Origin of the sequence: Panacagrimonas perspica (assembly GCF_004364935.1) — a bacterium.
Classification (GTDB): Bacteria; Pseudomonadota; Gammaproteobacteria; order Nevskiales; family Nevskiaceae; genus Panacagrimonas; species Panacagrimonas perspica.
The window spans coordinates 2,062,356-2,076,902 of record NZ_SOBT01000008.1 but is presented as its reverse complement, the minus strand read 5'-3'; the positions used below and the strand labels follow the sequence as shown (position 1 = coordinate 2,076,902).

At 66.7% G+C, this 14,547-nt stretch carries 15 protein-coding genes; 13 read left to right on the top strand and 2 right to left on the bottom strand.

What is annotated here, in order from left to right:
• The first annotated feature begins 2 nt into the window (after window positions 1-2).
• The 3 genes from DFR24_RS09415 to DFR24_RS09405 all read left to right on the top strand — a co-directional run bounded on the left by DFR24_RS09415 (window position 3) and on the right by DFR24_RS09405 (window position 2,434).
• A complete protein-coding gene (locus DFR24_RS09415; protein WP_133881006.1) occupies window positions 3-836 on the top strand; it encodes a hypothetical protein in 834 nt (277 codons plus the stop codon).
• Window positions 837-869: 33 nt separating this feature from the next.
• On the top strand, window positions 870-1,694 hold the full coding sequence (locus DFR24_RS09410) for a crotonase/enoyl-CoA hydratase family protein (protein WP_133881005.1): 825 nt from the start codon (window positions 870-872) through the stop codon (window positions 1,692-1,694).
• Between the two features lie 83 nt (window positions 1,695-1,777).
• A complete protein-coding gene (locus tag DFR24_RS09405) occupies window positions 1,778-2,434 on the top strand; it encodes a glutathione S-transferase family protein (RefSeq protein WP_133881004.1) in 657 nt (218 codons plus the stop codon).
• 194 nt (window positions 2,435-2,628) lie between these two features.
• Here the strand turns inward: DFR24_RS09405 and DFR24_RS09400 are convergent, their stop codons facing one another.
• On the bottom strand, window positions 2,629-3,492 hold the full coding sequence (locus DFR24_RS09400) for a LysR family transcriptional regulator (RefSeq protein ID WP_133881003.1): 864 nt from the start codon (window positions 3,490-3,492) through the stop codon (window positions 2,629-2,631).
• A gap of 142 nt (window positions 3,493-3,634) precedes the next feature.
• On the opposite strand from DFR24_RS09400, the gene leuC reads away from it, so the two are divergent.
• Genes leuC through leuD form a run of 4 tightly spaced genes read left to right on the top strand, consistent with a single transcriptional unit; the run spans window position 3,635 to window position 6,636 of the window.
• Window positions 3,635-5,047 carry a 3-isopropylmalate dehydratase large subunit gene (gene leuC / locus DFR24_RS09395; RefSeq protein ID WP_133881002.1) on the top strand — a complete coding sequence of 471 codons (1,413 nt, stop codon included), beginning with the start codon at window positions 3,635-3,637 and terminating at the stop codon, window positions 5,045-5,047.
• Between the two features lie 9 nt (window positions 5,048-5,056).
• Complete coding sequence (locus DFR24_RS09390) at window positions 5,057-5,542, top strand: PaaI family thioesterase (protein WP_133881001.1); 486 nt, start codon at window positions 5,057-5,059, stop codon at window positions 5,540-5,542.
• Window positions 5,539-5,973: a PaaI family thioesterase gene (locus DFR24_RS09385; protein WP_133881000.1), complete on the top strand. Its 435-nt coding sequence runs from the start codon at window positions 5,539-5,541 to the stop codon at window positions 5,971-5,973. The genes DFR24_RS09390 and DFR24_RS09385 overlap by 4 nt, the downstream gene beginning before the upstream one ends.
• A 24-nt stretch (window positions 5,974-5,997) precedes the next feature.
• Window positions 5,998-6,636 carry a 3-isopropylmalate dehydratase small subunit gene (leuD, locus tag DFR24_RS09380; RefSeq protein WP_133880999.1) on the top strand — a complete coding sequence of 213 codons (639 nt, stop codon included), beginning with the start codon at window positions 5,998-6,000 and terminating at the stop codon, window positions 6,634-6,636.
• A gap of 5 nt (window positions 6,637-6,641) precedes the next feature.
• Here leuD and DFR24_RS09375 read toward each other — a convergent pair whose 3' ends face one another.
• Window positions 6,642-6,866, bottom strand: a complete 225-nt coding sequence (locus DFR24_RS09375; protein WP_133880998.1) for a hypothetical protein — start codon at window positions 6,864-6,866, stop codon at window positions 6,642-6,644.
• On the opposite strand from DFR24_RS09375, the gene leuB reads away from it, so the two are divergent.
• The 6 genes from leuB to trpB all read left to right on the top strand — a co-directional run bounded on the left by leuB (window position 6,865) and on the right by trpB (window position 14,523).
• Window positions 6,865-7,941 carry a 3-isopropylmalate dehydrogenase gene (leuB, locus tag DFR24_RS09370; protein WP_133880997.1) on the top strand — a complete coding sequence of 359 codons (1,077 nt, stop codon included), beginning with the start codon at window positions 6,865-6,867 and terminating at the stop codon, window positions 7,939-7,941. The genes DFR24_RS09375 and leuB overlap by 2 nt on opposite strands.
• A gap of 192 nt (window positions 7,942-8,133) precedes the next feature.
• Complete coding sequence (gene asd / locus DFR24_RS09365; RefSeq protein ID WP_133880996.1) at window positions 8,134-9,246, top strand: aspartate-semialdehyde dehydrogenase; 1,113 nt, start codon at window positions 8,134-8,136, stop codon at window positions 9,244-9,246.
• 224 nt (window positions 9,247-9,470) lie between these two features.
• On the top strand, window positions 9,471-11,831 hold the full coding sequence (locus DFR24_RS09360; protein WP_133880995.1) for a FimV/HubP family polar landmark protein: 2,361 nt from the start codon (window positions 9,471-9,473) through the stop codon (window positions 11,829-11,831).
• A 9-nt stretch (window positions 11,832-11,840) separates the two neighbouring features.
• Window positions 11,841-12,620 (top strand): tRNA pseudouridine(38-40) synthase TruA, encoded by a 780-nt coding sequence (truA, locus tag DFR24_RS09355; protein ID WP_133880994.1) that lies wholly within the window; start codon window positions 11,841-11,843, stop codon window positions 12,618-12,620.
• Between the two features lie 5 nt (window positions 12,621-12,625).
• Entirely contained in the window at window positions 12,626-13,315 is a 690-nt protein-coding gene (locus tag DFR24_RS09350) for a phosphoribosylanthranilate isomerase (protein ID WP_246051575.1), read from the top strand.
• The gene (gene trpB / locus DFR24_RS09345) at window positions 13,312-14,523 is read left to right on the top strand and encodes a tryptophan synthase subunit beta (RefSeq protein WP_133880993.1); all 1,212 of its coding nucleotides are present in this window, start codon (window positions 13,312-13,314) and stop codon (window positions 14,521-14,523) included. Before DFR24_RS09350 ends, trpB begins: the two co-directional genes overlap by 4 nt.
• Window positions 14,524-14,547 lie beyond the last annotated feature (24 nt).

Sequence of the window (14,547 nt, the reverse complement as noted above, 5' to 3'; positions counted from 1 at the left end):
TCGTGAGCTCCCTGACCCTGCAGGCCGAACACCTCAAGCTCGCGCGCCTGCTGGGCTGCCCCGAAAGCGTGATCGCCGGACTCGCGGGGCTCGATGTCGCGGCCCTGCGTCAGCTCCGCGGCGCCTGCACCTCGATGCTCTTCGACGGCGATCGCGCCACGTTGCAGCGCGTGGCGGGCGCGGCCCGCATCCTGCCGGGTGCGCTCAACGCATTGCTCGCCGAAAAGGCGATGGGCCCGGTGCTGGCGTCGCGTGTTGCCGGCCTGATGCCGCCCAAGGACGGCGTCGAGATCGCGACGCGCGTGGCCTTGAGTTTCAACGTGGAGGTAACGCTGCTGCTGGATCCTCGCAGCGCGGCGCCGATGCTGCGCCTGATGCCGATGGACCTGGTCGTCGCGGTGACGCGCGAGCTGGTCAAGCGGCGCGAGTTCATCGTCATGGCGCGCTTCGTCGACACGCTGACGGACGAGCAGATCCGTGGCTGCATGGCGGTGATCGACGATGAATCGATGCTGCGCATCGGCTTCTTCGTCGAATCGCCGCAGCGGCTCGCAGAGGTCGTGAGCCTGATGAACGACGCGCGCCTGCAGAAGGTGGTCGCGATCGCGGGCCGTCCAGAACTGGCGCTGGGCGGTGCCGTGATGGTGCTGCTGTCCGGTGTCGAGGCGCCGCTGCGGGTGCGCATCGTGCAGGCCGCGATGACCCATGCGGACGAATCCGTCGGAGAACAGCTTGTTATCGCGGCGCGCGAGCACGGCATGCAGGCGCTGCTGACGGACCTGGTCGCCTCGCTGCCGGCCGTGGCGTCACAGCGCCTCGCCAGGCTGATGGCCTGATCTTTTTCCTTTTCGAATCTCCGACGTCCGCCCATGCCCAACTTCCACGACCGCGTCACCACCGACATTCAGGACGGCCTTGCGCGCGTGCGGCTCGACCGCGCCGACAAACACAACGGCATGGACTTCGAGATGTTGCGGGGCGTGATCGACGCCTGCGCGAGCCTGAAGCGCGACCGCAGCATCCGCGCCGCGTTGATCTACGGCGAAGGCCCGTCGTTCTGCGCGGGTCTGGACTTCAAGACGGTGCTCGCCAAGCCGCTCAAGGCCGCCGCGGGATACGCCAAGCTGTGGAAGCCCACGCGCAACGACTTCCAGGCCTGGAGCATGGCCTGGCGCGAACTGCCGTTTCCGGTGATCGCCTCGGTACACGGCAACTGCTTCGGCGCCGGCATCCAGCTCGCGCTGGGCGCGGACATCCGCATCGCGGCGCCTGACGCGAAGCTGTCGGTCATGGAATCCAAGTGGGGACTGATCCCCGACATGGGCGGCGCGGCGCTGCTGCGCGAACTCGTGCCGCTCGATGTGGCCAAGGAACTCTGCTTCACCGGGCGCGTGTTCAGCGGAACCGAGGCCAAGGCGCTGGGGATCGTCACCCACGTGGAAGCCGATCCGCTGGCCGCCGCCGAGAAGCTCGCGCTCGAGATCGTCACGCGATCGCCCGACGCGATCGCCGCGGCGAAGTTCCTGCTCCAGCAGGCTTGGCATGACGACGAATCCGGTGCGTTGTCGTTCGAGCGCCAGTGGCAGCGCCGGCTGATGGGCCGCACCAACCAGCGCATCGCCGTGAAGAACAACATGTCGCGCGAAGGGCAGGCCAACCCGAAGCCCTACGCGCCGCGCAGCGTCAGTTCCTGAGGCTCATCGTTCTCACGCTTCGCATGCTTTGCTGAAGCTGCGCAGCAACGTCGAACATCCCGTCGCCTCGATCGAGTCCACCCGTGTCCACTCCGACCTATCGCCTGTTCCATTCCCCTGGCGCCTGCTCGCTGGCTCCGCATATCGTGCTCGAGGAACTGGGCGTGCCCTACGAGCCGGTGCGCGTCGTGATCGCCGAAGGCGCCAACAGCAAGCCGGAATACCTGGCCGTGAATCCGCGCGGCCGCGTGCCGGCGCTGTGGATCCGCGACGAGGCCGGCGAGCGCGTGCTGACCGAGGCGATGGCGATCCTGGTCTATCTGGCGCGGCGCCATCCGCAGCCCGCGCTGCTGCCGGCAGATCCGGAAGGCTTCGTGCGCGCGCTGGAGTGGATGGGCTGGCTCGGCTCGACGATGCACCAGGCCGGCGTGCGCACCGTGTTCCGCCCGGAGCGCTTCACGACCGATGCCAGTGGGGCGCCGGCCATCGCGGCCAAGGGTCGCGAGTCGATCCGTGCGGGATACGCGGATATCGAACAGCGTCTGAGGGGTCGCGACAGTGCGCTCGATGGCGGCTTCAGCGCCGTCGATGCCTACCTGCTGGTGTTCTACCGCTGGGGCAATCGCTGCGGCCTATCGATGCGCACCGATTTTCCGGAGTACGCGCGGCTGATGGACGCGGTGCGCGCACGGCCGGCGGTCAAGCGGGTCGTCGAACGGGAAGGGATCCAGATCGATTGAAGTCGGTCGTGTCGTCGGCGTAGCCCGGGTGCAACCCGGGGCTTCTTCTCGCACCTCGAACGGAAACCCCGGGTTGCACCCGGGCTACGAGAGCAGGTCGCGATGCAGCGCAAAGTCGCTGACGGGCACGCGCACGACGCTGTCGGCAAAACCGAAGCCCGGGGTTGCGCTCCGTACGCGAGGAAAGCCCCGGGCTACGGCGAGAGCAATCCCATCAGGGCTCGCGCGGGTCCGGACACCGCGCGCCCCGTGTGCCGCACCCAGCCCAGGTCGCGGTGCGGCGCAAAGCCACTGACCGGGACGCGCACGACGCTGTCGTCGATCATCGATTCCGGCAGCACGCTCCAGCCCAGCCCGATCGCCGCCAGCATCTTCAAGGTCTCGAGATAGTTCGTCGCCAGGCGCACGCGTGGCTCGACACCGCGCGCCTCGAGTTCCGCCCGGATGATCCGGTGCGTGTAGGTGTCCTCGTCCGGCAGCACCGCCGGATGCTTCGCCAGATCCTCGAGCTTGACCCGCTTGCGCTGCGCCAGCGGATGCGAGGGCGCGACGATCACGGCCAGCGGATCGGGCCAGACGATGCGGCTCTCCAGGTTCGGCAACGGTTGCAGGGGCAGGGTCACGATGCCCAGTTCCAGCTTGCCGGCGAGCACCGCCTCGCAGGCGTCCTCCGAATCCATGAAGTGCAGGTCCAGATCCACGTCCGGGAATTCGAGGACGAAGCGCTTGAGCATCGGGGGCAGACGGTGCAGTCCGATGTGATGGCTGGTGCCGATCGACAGCCGCCCGCTGACCTTGGCCGACAACTGCGACAGCGCACGGCGTCCGTCCTCGACGGTCTGCAGCGCGCGCCGGGCGTAGGGCAGCAGCGAGTGCCCGGCGTCGGTCAGCAGCACCGAGCGTCCGACGCGGTCGAACAGGCGCTGGCCGATCTCGTCCTCCAGGCTTTTCAGGCGCTTGCTGATGGCCGGCTGCGACAGGTGCAGCCGTTCGGCGGCGCGCGTGAACGAAGCGGCGTCGGCCACTTCGAGGAATGCGGCGAGAGCTTGGGTGTCCATGAATCGAATCATGCCGTATCGGCATGCAGGACATGAAAACGATTCATTGGAGTTATGGATGAGCCGAGGCCAGAATGGCGGTCCTCACTATCCAGAACCGCTGCGCGAGCCTGTTTTGCGCGGCCTTCGAGAGAAATCGTCGATGAACGCAAAGACCCCCAAAACCCTCTACGACAAGCTCTGGGACGCGCACCTGGTCCGCGACAACGGCGGCGGCTTCGCGCTGATCTACATCGACCGCCATCTCGTCCACGAGGTGACCAGCCCGCAGGCCTTCGACGGCCTGCGCCTGGCCGGCCGCAAGCCCTGGAAGCTCGCCGCCAACCTCGCGGTGGCCGACCACAACGTGCCGACCACCGATCGTTCCAAGGGCATCAGCGATCCGATCTCGCGCACGCAGGTCGACGCGCTCGATTCCAACTGCGACGAGTTCGGCATCACCGAATTCCGCATGAACGACAAGCGCCAGGGCATCGTCCACGTGATCGGACCGGAGCAAGGTGCGACCTTGCCGGGCATGACGGTGGTCTGCGGCGACTCGCACACCTCCACGCACGGCGCGTTCGGCGCGCTCGCGTTCGGTATCGGCACCAGCGAGGTCGAGCACGTGCTCGCCACGCAGACGCTGCAGAGCAAGAAATCGAAGAACCTGCGCATCACGGTGCGCGGCCACGTCGGCCCCGGCGTCACCGCCAAGGACATCGTGCTCGCGATCATCGGCCGCATCGGCACCGCCGGCGGCACCGGCTACACGATCGAGTTCGCCGGCGAAGCGATCCAGGCTTTGTCGATGGAAGGCCGCATGACCGTGTGCAACATGGCCATCGAAGGCGGCGCGCGCGCCGGCCTTGTCGCCGTGGACCAGACCACGATCGACTACGTGAAGGGCCGTCCGTTTGCGCCCAAGGGTGAGAACTGGGACAAGGCCGTCGCGTGGTGGAACACCTTGCACTCGGATGCCGACGCAAAGTTCGACGAAGAGATCGTCATCGAGGCCGCGAGCATCGCGCCGCAGGTCACCTGGGGCACCTCGCCCGAGATGGTGCTGCCGGTCATGGCCAAGGTGCCGGATCCGGCGCAGGTCGCCGACCCGGTGAAGCGCAGCGGCATGGAGAAGGCGCTGACCTACATGGGTCTCACGGCGAACACGCCGATCCAGGAGATCCGCATCGACAAGGTCTTCATCGGCTCGTGCACGAACTCGCGCATCGAGGATCTTCGCGCGGCAGCCGTCGTCGTGAAGGGCAAGCAGAAGGCTGCCAACGTGAAGCTCGCGCTGGTCGTGCCGGGTTCGGGTCTGGTGAAGGCGCAGGCCGAAGCCGAAGGGCTCGACCGCGTGTTCCTCGACGCCGGCTTCGAATGGCGCGAGCCCGGCTGCTCGATGTGCCTGGCGATGAACGCCGACCGGCTCGAGCCGGGCGAGCGCTGCGCCAGCACGTCCAACCGCAATTTCGAAGGTCGGCAGGGGCAGGGCGGTCGCACGCACCTGGTCTCGCCGGCGATGGCGGCGGCGGCGGGCATCGCCGGCCATTTCGTCGACGTGCGTTCGCTCTAGGAGCCGGCCGTGAATCCGCTGCACAAGCCGCCGCCGGGGAAGGGACAGGATTTCTTCATCGACGTCATCCCGTACAACGCGGAGCTGGGCTTGCGCTACGTCGAGAACGACGTCGGCACCGTGGTGTTCGATCTGCCGTGGCACGAGAACCTCGTCGGTGATCCGGAGACCGGCGTGATCCACGGCGGTGCGATCAGCGGCATGTTCGATGCGGCGCTCGGCGGCGCGGTGCTGTGCAAGCTCGAGGAGCTGCGACGGATCGCGACGCTCGACCTGCGCATCGACTACCTGCGGCCGGCGCGTGCAGGTCAGACGGTGCGCTGCTTCGCCGAGTGCCACCGGCTGACCAAGCACATCGCGTTCGCGCGGGCGACGGCGCATGACGGCGATCCCGACGATCTGGTCGCGACCGCGGTCGGCACCTTCGTGGTGTTCCGCGACGACACGCGCTCGCATCCGCGCGATCACGTCGTCAACGAGGGCGTCGCCTCATGAACCTCGAAGGACAGTTGCCGCAGACGCGCTCGATCGAAGAATTGCAGAAGCTCATCGCGACGATTCCTTACGCGCGCTTCCTCGGTTTTTCGATGATCCGCGACGGCATCAACGTGATCGGGCGCATGGACTTCTCGCCGGGCCGGCTGGGCAACGTGCGCATCCAGGCGCTGCACGGCGGCACGCTGGGCGCGCTGATGGAGCTCACGGCGATGTGCCAGCTCCTGACGCTCTCGGAGATCGTGCGCGTGCCCAAGACCGTGAACATCACGGTGGAGTACCTGCGTTCGGCGCAGGCGGTCGACACGTTCGCGCGTGCCACCGTCACCCGCCACGGTCGTCGTGTCGCCAACGTGCAGGTCGTCGCCTACCAGGACGACGTGGCCAAGCCGGTTGCGGCGGCCAATGCCCATTTTCTTCTTGCAGTCTGATTCGAGCAGCCGAGGATTCGTGTCATGAGAGCCTTCACCCAAATCACCGCCAAGGTCGCGCCGCTGGATCGTCCCAACGTGGACACTGACGCGATCATCCCCAAGCAGTACCTGAAGTCGATCAAGCGCACCGGCTTCGGCCCGTTCGCGTTCGACGACTGGCGCTACCTGGACAAGGGCGACCTCGACATCGATCCGGCGGCGCGGCGTCCGAACCCGGACTTCGTCATCAACCAGGCCCGCTACGCCGGCGCCGAGATCCTGCTCGCACGCGAGAACTTCGGCTGCGGCTCGTCACGCGAGCACGCGGTGTGGGCGCTCGAGCAGGCGGGTTTCCGCAGCGTCATCGCGCCCAGCTTCGCCGACATCTTCTTCAACAACAGCTTCAAGGGCGGCTTCCTGCCGCTGGTGTTGCCGGCCGACGTCGTCGACCGGCTGTTCCGCGAAGTTGAGGCCACGCCCGGTTACGCACTGACGATCGATCTGCCCGCGCAGACGGTGGTCACGCCGTCGGGCGAATCGATTCCGTTCCAGATCGACGACTTTCGCAAGCACTGCATGGTCAACGGCCTCGACGACATCGGTCTGACGTTGCAGAACGCCGACGACATCCACGCCTACGAGGCGCGCAGGCGCGTCGAGGCGCCGTGGTTGTTTGCCTGATCCGGTTACGGGCGAGCGGCGCTGATTCTGCGCCTAGCCGAGAAATTCACCGCAAAGGCGCAAAGGGAAAAGAAAGGTCGCAAAGGTTTTCGATTGGCGATGGTGTGTGTCTGATCGAACCCCCGCAAAACCATTTTTGGATCTTCTTCTTTTTGTGTTTCTTTGCGTCCTTTCTTTTCCCTTTGCGCCTTTGCGGTAAAAATTCTGAATCCCGAGAAAGAAGCTCCCATGACGAAGAAGATCCTGATTCTCCCCGGCGACTACATCGGCACCGAGGTGCTGGCCGAAGCCGTGAAGGTGCTCGAGGTGCTGAAGGCCGGCGGCGAGAAGATCGCCTGGACGTTCGGCCACCTCGGTGGTGCGGCCTATGACGCCGAGGGGCATCCGTATCCGCCGTCGACGCAGAAGGCCGCGCGTGAAGCCGACGCGATCCTGCTCGGTGCGGTCGGCGGACCGAAGTACGACGAGGTGCCGCGCGAGCTGCGCCCCGAGCGCGGCCTGCTGGCCATCCGCAAGGATCTGGGCCTGTTCGCCAACCTGCGTCCGGCGCGCGTGTTCGAGGAACTCGCCGACGCCTCGCCGCTGAAGAAGGAACTGATCTCGAACCTCGACATCCTGATCCTGCGCGAGCTCACCGGTGACATCTACTTCGGCCAGCCGCGCGGCCGTCGCAAGACCGCCGAGGGGCACGACGAGGGCTTCGACACGATGCATTACAGCCGCCCCGAGGTGGAGCGCATCGCGCGCGTCGCCTTCGAGGCGGCACGCAAGCGTTCGCGCAAGCTCTGCTCGGTGGACAAGGAGAACGTGCTCGACACCTCGCGCTTCTGGCGCGAGGTCGTCATCGAGGTGTCGAAGGATTATCCGGACGTGGAGCTGAGCCACATGTACGTGGACAACGCCGCGATGCAGCTCGTGCGGCGCCCCAAGCAGTTCGACGTGATCGTCACCGGCAACATCTTCGGCGACATCCTCTCGGATGAAGCCTCGATGCTCGGCGGCTCGATCGGCATGCTGCCGTCCGCGTCGCTCGACGTGAACAACAAGGGCATGTACGAGCCGATCCACGGCAGCGCGCCGGACATCGCGGGCCAGAACAAGGCCAACCCGCTGGCGACGATCCTGTCGGTGGCGATGATGTTCAAGTACAGCTTCGACAATGCCGCGGTGTCGGATCGCATCGAGGCGGCGGTGAAGAAGGTGCTGCAGCAGGGGCATCGCACCGGCGACATCGCGTCGAGCGGCGACAAGGTTATCGGTACGCGCGAGATGGGCGACGCGGTCGTGGCCGTACTTCGCGCGTAGGGGTTTTCACCGCAAAGGCGCAAAGGGAAAAGAAAGGTCGCAAAGAAAGAAAAATCAAAGGTGGTCTTAGAGAGTGTTCTCGATCAGACCCTCGACTTCATCCGATCAAAAACCTTTGCGCCCTTTCTTTTCCCTTTGCGCCTTTGCGGTTAATTTTTCAGAAGTTCGATCAGCAGTCTGAGAGAAAGAAACATGATGAGAGTCGGATTCGTCGGTTGGCGCGGCATGGTGGGCTCGGTCCTGATGCAGCGCATGCAGGAAGAGAAGGACTTCGCGCTGATCGAGCCGCACTTCTTCACCACGTCGAACGTGGGCGGGAAGGGGCCGGACGTGGGCAAGGACATCGCACCGCTGTCGGATGCGATGAGCGTCGACGCGCTCAAGGGCATGGAGGCCATCATTTCCTGCCAGGGCGGCGACTACACCAACGAGGTGTACCCCAAGCTGCGCGCCGCCGGCTGGAAGGGCTACTGGATCGATGCGGCCTCGGCCCTGCGCATGAAGAGCGACGCCGTGATCATCCTGGATCCGGTCAACCGCGAGGTCATCGACAGCGCGCTGCACGCCGGCGTGAAGGACTACATCGGCGGCAACTGCACCGTGAGCCTGATGCTGATGGCGCTCGGCAGCCTGTTCCGTGCCGGCCTCGTCGAGTGGATGAGCGCGATGACCTACCAGGCCGCGTCCGGCGCCGGGGCGCAGAACATGCGCGAGCTGCTCAAGCAGATGGGCGTGGCGAACGCAGCGGTGGCCGAGCAGCTGAAGGACGAGAAGAGCCCGATCCTCGACATCGACGCCAAGGTCGCCGAGACCCTGCGTTCTGCAAGCTTCCCGACCGAGCACTTCGGTGCGCCGCTGGCGGGGTCCTTGATCCCGTACATCGACAAGCAGCTCGACAACGGCCAGTCCAAGGAAGAGTGGAAGGGCCAGGCGGAGACCAACAAGATCCTGGGTCGCGAAGGCAACCCGGTGCCGGTCGACGGCATCTGCGTGCGTGTCGGTGCCATGCGCTGCCATTCGCAGGCGCTTACCGTGAAGCTGACCCAGGACGTGCCGCTGGCCGACCTGGAAGCCATGATCCGCGGGTCCAACGACTGGGTGCGGCTGATCCCCAACACCCGCGAGGCGTCGATGCGGGACCTGACCCCGGCCGCCGTCACCGGCAGGCTCGAAGTGCCGGTCGGGCGTCTGCGCAAGCTCAACTTCGGTCCGCAGTACCTGGGCGCCTTCACCTGCGGTGACCAGCTCCTGTGGGGTGCCGCCGAGCCGCTGCGACGCATGCTGCGCATCCTGCTCGCCCGCTGATCGTCGTACCGGGCCGGAGGTTCACACCGCCTCCGGCCCGCCCGTCGTCCCCGGCGAGGCCTCGGAGCCTGACCGTCCAACGGCTCGACTCATGCCGGCGGGCGACCGCTCCCGCCTTTGATGGGCACGTCTCCTTTTATCCTGTATAAAAGGGCTTACACGCCCAAGCTCATGTAAGTTCAGGCACCGAGGGGCGGCGCCGGGCGAGCGTCGAGGGAGACGATATGTTGCGAAGACTGTCAGTCGCGGCGGCACTTTGTGTGTTGGCGGCCGTGGCGCCAGCGCACGCCATGGGGCTGGGCGACATCAAGGTCAAATCGGGGCTCAACCAGCGTTTCTCCGCGGTCATCCCGTTCACCTCGCTGACACCCGAAGAAGCCGCCAATGTCCGTGCCCGGGTGGCCGAAAACCAGGATTTTGCACGAGCCGGTCTGGACCGTTCCGGATACCTGTCCTCGATCCGCGTGGAAGCGATCACCGACGGCGCCAATCCGCGACTCGAACTGAGCAGCGGCGAGATCGCACGCGAGCCTCTGCTGACCCTGTTGATCGAAGTCCGCAAGACGGGCGGCACACGCATGCTGCGCGAGTACACGGTGCTGCTCGATCCGGCGGTCACGTCCGGGGCCGGAGCGCCGATGGGGCGGGCGCAGTCCGCGGCATCGGATTCCGATTTTTTTCAGACACCCGAAGAGGCGCGGGGCGGCAGCACGCCCCGGCGCAGCGCCGAAGCGTCGGCTTCGCCGCGGAGCTCTTCGGTTGGAGCCGATGGGCTGTACGGGCCGGTTCGCGACGGTGAAACGCTGTGGATGATCGCGCAGGCCGTGAAGCCGGCCGGCGTGGGTCTGGATCAGGCGATGCTCGCGTTGTACGAGGCCAATCGGGACGCCTTCCGGGGCGGCGACATCGAGTACCTGCGGTCGGGGTCGAGATTGCAGGTTCCGGATGCCGACACGATGCAGAAATTCAGCAACGCGGCCGCCCGGGCGCGTGTGCTGGAACTGAGCGCGCAGCAGGCCGCTGCAGCACCGTCCGGCCCGGCATCGTCCTCGACGCTCTCTTCTTCTGCCTTCCCGCCGGCACAGACGCCCAAGCCCGCCGCGCCGGCTGACGTCGACGAAGAACTCACTCCGGCCACGCCACCCCCTGCGGCCAGCGTTCCGGCTTCGCCTCCGGCGACGACCGAGACCGTGGAAGCACCGGGCGCCTCAGCGCCTGCCGGCGATCAGGCTGCCGGTGATGTCGACATGGAAGGCGTCGGCCAGACACCCGCCACGCCGCCGACGACCACGACGGCCACGGACGTCGTACCGGCTGCTGAAACGCCGGCTGCCGGCGAGCCGCCGGTCGATTCGCAGGCCACGATCGCGAACTGGCTCACCCGGCTGCTGCCCGTCTTCATCGCGCTGATCGTCCTGCTGATCGCGGTCGTCGTCTGGCGTGCCGCCCGCGAGCGCAAGGCGCAGCGCGATTACGAGAAGGCTGCTCGCGAGACCACCCGCATCCCGGCTCCCCGCATGGGGGCCACCGGCTCGTTCCAGGCCAAGAGCGGGAACTCGGCGCGTGACGAGCTCGAAGAACTCGGCCGCCAGATCGATGATGACGACGCCACGCGCATCGCCCCCATCGTGGCCGGCGCCGCTGATGACGACCAGGACCGTACGCGGATGGTCACTACCAGCAAGATCCCGGCGTACCCGCCGCCGATCATGTCGGACCGCCCGATGGACGAGGCGGAACTGGCGGTGACGTCGCAGTTCCAGGCCAACACCAAGGAGATCAAGCTCGGCGACAACGATCCGCTCTCCGAGGCCGACTTCCATCTGGCTTACGGTCTGTACGACGAGGCCGCCCTGCTGCTGCAGCAGGCGTCCGCGCGTTCTCCGGGCCGCACCGATCTGCGCGTGAAGCTCGCCGAAACCTACTTCGCCGCCGGCAAGGCGACCGAGTTCGAGCAGATCGCCGGCACGCTCAAGGGCGACGTCAGCTCCGACGAGTGGAGCAAGCTCTCGATCATGGGGCGTCAGTTGGCACCGGCTTCGGACCTGTTCGCCGCAGGCGCAGAGGGCTCGAACACCGATACGGTACTGGACCTGACGTTCGACGACGACGTCGCGCAGATCGTGCCGGTGAAGGTCGACGAAGGTCTCGAGTTCAACCTCGAAGAACTCGAGCTGCCGAGCAAGACCGATCAGCTGGCGGCCCAGGCGAGCCAGTCGCTCGAATTCGATCTGGGCGAGTTCGATCTCGGCGGTGTCGACAAGCCGAAGACGAGCACGCCGCCGCCGGCGAACGCAGTGATCGATTTCAAGGAATTCGATCTCGGCGGCACGGATGTCCTCGGCCCGGGAAAGAGCGAACTCGACGTGCGGCTCGACGAACTCGAGCCGATGGTCATCGACGATCCGATGGAAGAAGGGCAGTCCGCCGGTGACGACGCGACGACCAGCCTGAACCTGGCGCGGGTCTATGTGGAGATGGGCGATGCCGAGATGGCGCAAAGCCTTCTCGAGCAGGTGACCAAGACCGGCACCGACGAGCAGAAGCGCGAGGCCGAGCAGCTCCGCGAGCGCCTGCTCGGCTAGCCGGCGCGGATGAGCCGCTGGGCCGCCGGGGTCGAATACCTCGGCAGTTCGTTTTCGGGCTGGCAGGCGCAGCCTCACGCGCCGTCCGTGCAGGCCGAGCTCGAAAAAGCGCTGTCGCGCGTCGCCGACCATCTCGTCCAGACCGTGGCGGCGGGACGCACGGATGCCGGCGTCCATGGCTTCCATCAGGTCGTCCATTTCGATTCGGACGCGCGTCGCACGCCGCACGCGTGGCTGCTGGGCGTCAATACCAATCTGCACGAGCATGTCGCCCTGCGCTGGGTGCAACCCATCCGGGACGACTTCCATGCACGCTTCTCGGCGCGGGCCCGCGCCTATCGCTACGTGATCCACAACGCGCGCTTTCGCTCCGCGCTGCTGGAAGGACGTGCCGCCTGGGTGGCCTGGCAGCTCGACGCCGAGGCGATGCACCGCGCCGCGCAGGTGCTGATCGGCGAGCTGGATTTCAGTGCGTTCCGCGATGCGGAGTGCCAGTCGCGCACGCCGATGCGCAACGTCCACTCGATCCGCGTGCGCCGCCAGGGGCTTTTCGTGGTCGTCGACGTGCGCGCCAACGCCTTCCTGCATCACATGGTGCGCAACATCGTCGGCAGCCTCTGCGACGTCGGCAGCGGCAAGCGTCCCGAGACCTGGATCGGCGAGGTGCTGGCTTCCCGGCAGCGCACACACGCGGGCATGAACGCTCCGGCCGCCGGCCTTTATTTCGTGGATGTCGAATATCCCTCAGAATTCGCGGTCCCTGTTGCCCCCGACTTCTGGTTGCCCTGATTCCCGTGAGCCCCCCCATCCGCCAGGAGTCGCGTTTCCCCGTTCCGGGTGGCGAACGTCTGCGCACGCGGATCAAGTTCTGCGGGTTCACGCGCAGTCAGGACATCGAAGGTGCGGCGCGGCTCGGGGCGGATGCCATCGGCCTGGTGTGCGTGCCCGGCAGCAAGCGTGAACTGTCGGCCGCACAGGCCGCCGATCTGCGCGCTTCCGTGCCCGCCTTCATGGCCACGGTGCTGTTGCTGAGCAATGCCGACGAGAAGCGTGCGCGCGCCACCATCGAGATGGTGATGCCCGATTTCGTGCAGTTCCACGGCCAGGAGTCCGCTTCGTTCTGCGCCTCGTTCGGCCGTCCCTACTTCAAGGCCGTGGCGATGCGCACGGCCGACGACGTGCGCCAGGCCGCGCGGCTCCACCCCGAGGCGGCGGCCCTGATCCTCGACAGTCATGCCGAAGGCGGCCTGGGCGGCACCGGCCAGACCTTCGACTGGAGCCGGATTCCACAGGATTCCGGCAAGCCGTTCCTTCTCGCGGGCGGGCTGACGGCGGCCAACGTGGGCGAGGCGGTTAGAATGGTGGTCCCCTACGCGGTGGACGTGTCCAGCGGCATCGAGACATCCCCCGGCTACAAGAATTTCGAGAAGATGAAGGCGTTCGTCGAGGCCGTGAGGCTGGCGGATGCCGAGATGCAACGATGAAAACCCCTGACTACTCTGCATTCCCTGACGATCGCGGCCATTTCGGTCCGTACGGCGGTCGGTTCGTTTCCGAGACGCTGATGGAGCCGCTGCGCCGGCTCGAGGAAGCCTACGCGCGGCTCAAGAACGATCCCGCGTTTCTGGCCGAACTCGACGACGACCTCAAGCACTACGTCGGACGTCCGTCGCCGCTGTATCACGCCAAGCGCCTGACCAAGGCCTGGGGTGGCGCGCAGGTCTGGCTCAAGCGCGAGGACCTGAACCACACCGGCGCGCACAAGATCAACAACACGGTCGGGCAGGCGCTGCTCGCCAAGCACCTGGGCAAGACACGGATCATCGCGGAGACCGGCGCCGGCCAGCACGGCGTCGCGAGCGCGACGATCGCGGCTCGGCTGGGCCTGAAGTGCGTGGTCTACATGGGCATCGAGGACGTCGAGCGGCAGTCGCCGAACGTCTTTCGGATGAAGCTGCTCGGCGCCGAAGTGGTGCCGGTGACCAGCGGCACCAAGACGCTCAAGGACGCGCTCAACGAGGCGATGCGCGACTGGGTGACCAATGTCGACGACACGTTCTACGTGATCGGCACCGTCGCCGGCCCGCATCCGTACCCGATGCTGGTGCGCGACTTCAACAGCGTCGTCGGCCGCGAGGTCATTCGCCAGTCCAAGGAGCAGATGGGCCGGCTGCCGGACCTGCTGACGGCCTGTGTCGGCGGCGGCTCCAACGCCATCGGACTGTTCCACCCGATGCTGCCGTTCCCGGAAGTGCGCATGGTCGGCGTCGAAGCCGGCGGCGACGGCATCGAGACCGGTCGCCACGCCGCGCCGCTGAGCGCCGGCAAGCCCGGCGTGCTGCACGGCAACCGCACCTACGTGATGGCGGACGACGACGGCCAGATCATCGGCACGCACTCGGTGTCGGCAGGCCTGGACTATCCGGGCGTCGGTCCCGAGCATGCGTGGCTCAAGGACGCGGGTCGCGTCGAATACACCGCAGTCACCGACGACGAGGCGCTCGCCGCCTTCCACGAACTCGCGCACGCCGAAGGCATCCTGCCGGCGCTCGAGTCCTCGCACGCGCTGGCCTATGCGAAGAAGGTGGCACCCGGCATGGCCGCGGACCGCCACATCGTCGTGAACCTTTCAGGGCGCGGCGACAAGGACATCTTCACGATCGCCAAGCGCGAAGGCATCAGTCTGACGTGACGGGCGTCCCGGCACTCGCGGCCG

Excerpts from the sequence above, each read along its gene's own strand:
- DFR24_RS09410 (WP_133881005.1), top strand. The coding sequence starts at position 870 with ATGCCCAACTTCCACGACCGCGTCACCACCGACATTCAGGACGGCCTT.
- DFR24_RS09400 (WP_133881003.1), bottom strand. The coding sequence starts at position 3,492 with ATGGACACCCAAGCTCTCGCCGCATTCCTCGAAGTGGCCGACGCCGCT.
- leuC (WP_133881002.1), top strand. The coding sequence starts at position 3,635 with ATGAACGCAAAGACCCCCAAAACCCTCTACGACAAGCTCTGGGACGCG.
- DFR24_RS09385 (WP_133881000.1), top strand. The coding sequence starts at position 5,539 with ATGAACCTCGAAGGACAGTTGCCGCAGACGCGCTCGATCGAAGAATTG.
- leuD (WP_133880999.1), top strand. The coding sequence starts at position 5,998 with ATGAGAGCCTTCACCCAAATCACCGCCAAGGTCGCGCCGCTGGATCGT.
- leuB (WP_133880997.1), top strand. The coding sequence starts at position 6,865 with ATGACGAAGAAGATCCTGATTCTCCCCGGCGACTACATCGGCACCGAG.
- DFR24_RS09375 (WP_133880998.1), bottom strand. The coding sequence starts at position 6,866 with ATGGGAGCTTCTTTCTCGGGATTCAGAATTTTTACCGCAAAGGCGCAA.
- asd (WP_133880996.1), top strand. The coding sequence starts at position 8,134 with ATGATGAGAGTCGGATTCGTCGGTTGGCGCGGCATGGTGGGCTCGGTC.
- DFR24_RS09360 (WP_133880995.1), top strand. The coding sequence starts at position 9,471 with ATGTTGCGAAGACTGTCAGTCGCGGCGGCACTTTGTGTGTTGGCGGCC.
- truA (WP_133880994.1), top strand. The coding sequence starts at position 11,841 with ATGAGCCGCTGGGCCGCCGGGGTCGAATACCTCGGCAGTTCGTTTTCG.
- trpB (WP_133880993.1), top strand. The coding sequence starts at position 13,312 with ATGAAAACCCCTGACTACTCTGCATTCCCTGACGATCGCGGCCATTTC.